This window comes from Methylobacterium sp. J-067, from assembly GCF_022829465.1.
Taxonomy (GTDB): Bacteria; Pseudomonadota; Alphaproteobacteria; order Rhizobiales; family Beijerinckiaceae; genus Methylobacterium; species Methylobacterium litchii.
Genome location: NZ_JAKSXZ010000084.1, coordinates 1 through 2,165 on the forward strand (window position 1 = coordinate 1; position 2,165 = coordinate 2,165).

The 2,165-nt window shown below is 69.1% G+C and carries 1 protein-coding gene; it reads right to left on the minus strand.

Going from position 1 to position 2,165, the window contains the following annotated elements; all coding sequences use genetic code 11:
* A partial coding sequence (locus tag MKK52_RS27235; protein WP_409564635.1) for a beta strand repeat-containing protein occupies nt 1–2,154 on the minus strand: 2,154 nt, incomplete at its 3' end.
* Nucleotides 2,155–2,165: the final 11 nt, after the last annotated feature.

Consider the following 2,165-nt stretch of genomic DNA (forward strand, 5'->3'; position numbering starts at 1 on the left):
CCACTGCAGCGACTCATGCTCCAGCGTCCACACCGTGGCGCTCACGGTGCTAACCCCGCTCGACAGCGCGCCCACCTGTCTCGTAATGCCAGACAGGCCCGTCGACAGGGACGACACGCCCGTCGACAGGGATGCGATCGAACTCCACGCCGCGCTCAGACCCGTCGAGATCGAGGCCACCGAGCTGCCCGTCGCGGTCAGACCACTCGACAGCGAAGTCACCTGGCTCGCCGCGCCAGACAGGCCCGTCGACAGAGACGTCACGCCCGTCGACAGGGATGCGATCGAACACCCCGCCGCCCCCAGACCCGCCAAGTTCGAGGCCACCGAGCTGCCCGGCGCGGTCAGACAACTCGACAGCGAGGTCACCTGGCTGGCCGCGCCAGACAGGCCCGTCGACAGAGACGTCACGCCCGTCGACAGGGATGCGATCGAACTCCCCGCCGCAGTCAGACCCGTCGAGATCGAGGCGACCGTGCTGCTCGTCGCGGTCAAGCCGCTCGACAGCGAGGTCACCTGGCTCGCCGCGCCAGACAGGCCCGTCGACAGCGACGTCACGCCCGTCGACAGGGATGCGATCGAACTCCCCGCCGCACTCAGACCCGTCGAGATCGAGGCGACCGAGCTGCCCGTCGCGGTCAGACCGCTCGACAGCGAGGTCACCTGGCTCGCCGCGCCAGACAGGCCCGTCGACAGAGACGTCACGCCCGTCGACAGCGATGCGATCGAACTCCCCGCCGCACTCAGACCCGTCGAGATCGAGGCGACCGAGCTGCCCGTCGCGGTCAGACCGCTCGACAGCGAGGTCACTTGGCTCGCCGCACCAGACAGGCCCGTCGACAGCGACGTCACACCCGTCGACAGCGACGCGATCGAACTCCCCGCCGCACTCAGACCCGTCGAGATCGAGGCGACCGAGCTGCCCGTCGCGGTCAGACCGCTCGACAGCGAGGTCACGCCGCTGCTGCCGACATTCGTGATCGCCGTCGATAGGGAGGCGATCGAGCTGTTGGCGGCACTCAGACCCGTCGACAGCGAGGTGACACCGCTGCTGCCCACGCTCGTGATCGCCGTCGACAGCGAACCCACCTGGCTCGTCGTCGTCGAGGCCACTGCGTACAGCTGGCTGCCGTTCACCGCGTCCGTCGAGGACGCCGTGACCTGGCCCGCCGCCACGTTCTGGATCTGGCGCTCCTTGCCGGCACTGCCCACCGACACAACGCTCACCGGCGATGCGCCCGCAAACCCGCCATACGTCGTCCCGCCGATCGCCACCGACGACACGCCCACCCCCGCCGACGTTGTAGCGCTCTCGCCCAGCGCCACGCTCCCCGCCACCGTCGCACTCGACGAGATGCCCACCGCCGTGGCGTTCATCCCGCTCGCGATCGTGCTACGGCCGATCGCCACTGTGTCCGTCCCGCTCGCGTTCGCGTTGTTGCCGATGGCGACCGAGTTCTGTCCGTAGGCCTTCGAGATCACGCCGAGCGCGACCGATGCCTCACCGGCGCCGTTTGCCTGATATCCCAGCGACACCGCGTAACTGCCCGAAGAGCTCGCTTGGTTGCCCAACGCCACCGCATAGGTGCCGCTCGCCGTCGACCCCGCACCGATCGCAGGCGCAGGGCTCGTCAGCGGCGCAAGCCTCGTCGACAGGGATGCGATCGACGTGTTCGCCGATGCCACTCCCGTCGACAGCGACGTGATCGACGTGCTCGCCGATGCCACTCCCGTCGACAGCGACGTGATCGACGTGCTCGCCGATGCCACTCCCGTCGACAGCGACGTGATCGACGTGTTCGCCGATGCCACTCCCGTCGATAGCGACGTGATCGACGTGTTCGCCGATGCCGCGCCCGTCGACAGCGACGTGATCGACGTGTTCGCCGACGCCACACCCGTCGACAGCGACGTGATCGACGCGTTCGCCGACGCCACACCCGTCGACAGCGAGCTCACCTGGCCCGTCGTCGTCGACGCCACCGAGTACAGCTGGCTCCCGTTCACCGCGTCCGTCGCGCACGCCCTCACGCGACCCGCCGCCACGTTCTGGATCTGGCGCTCGTCGCCGGCTTTGCCCACCGCAACCACCGACGCCACGTGGGTCCCTGCACGCACTCCATCCCTCCGCCCGTCTACTCCGCCGTCGGCCACCGACCCGCCAA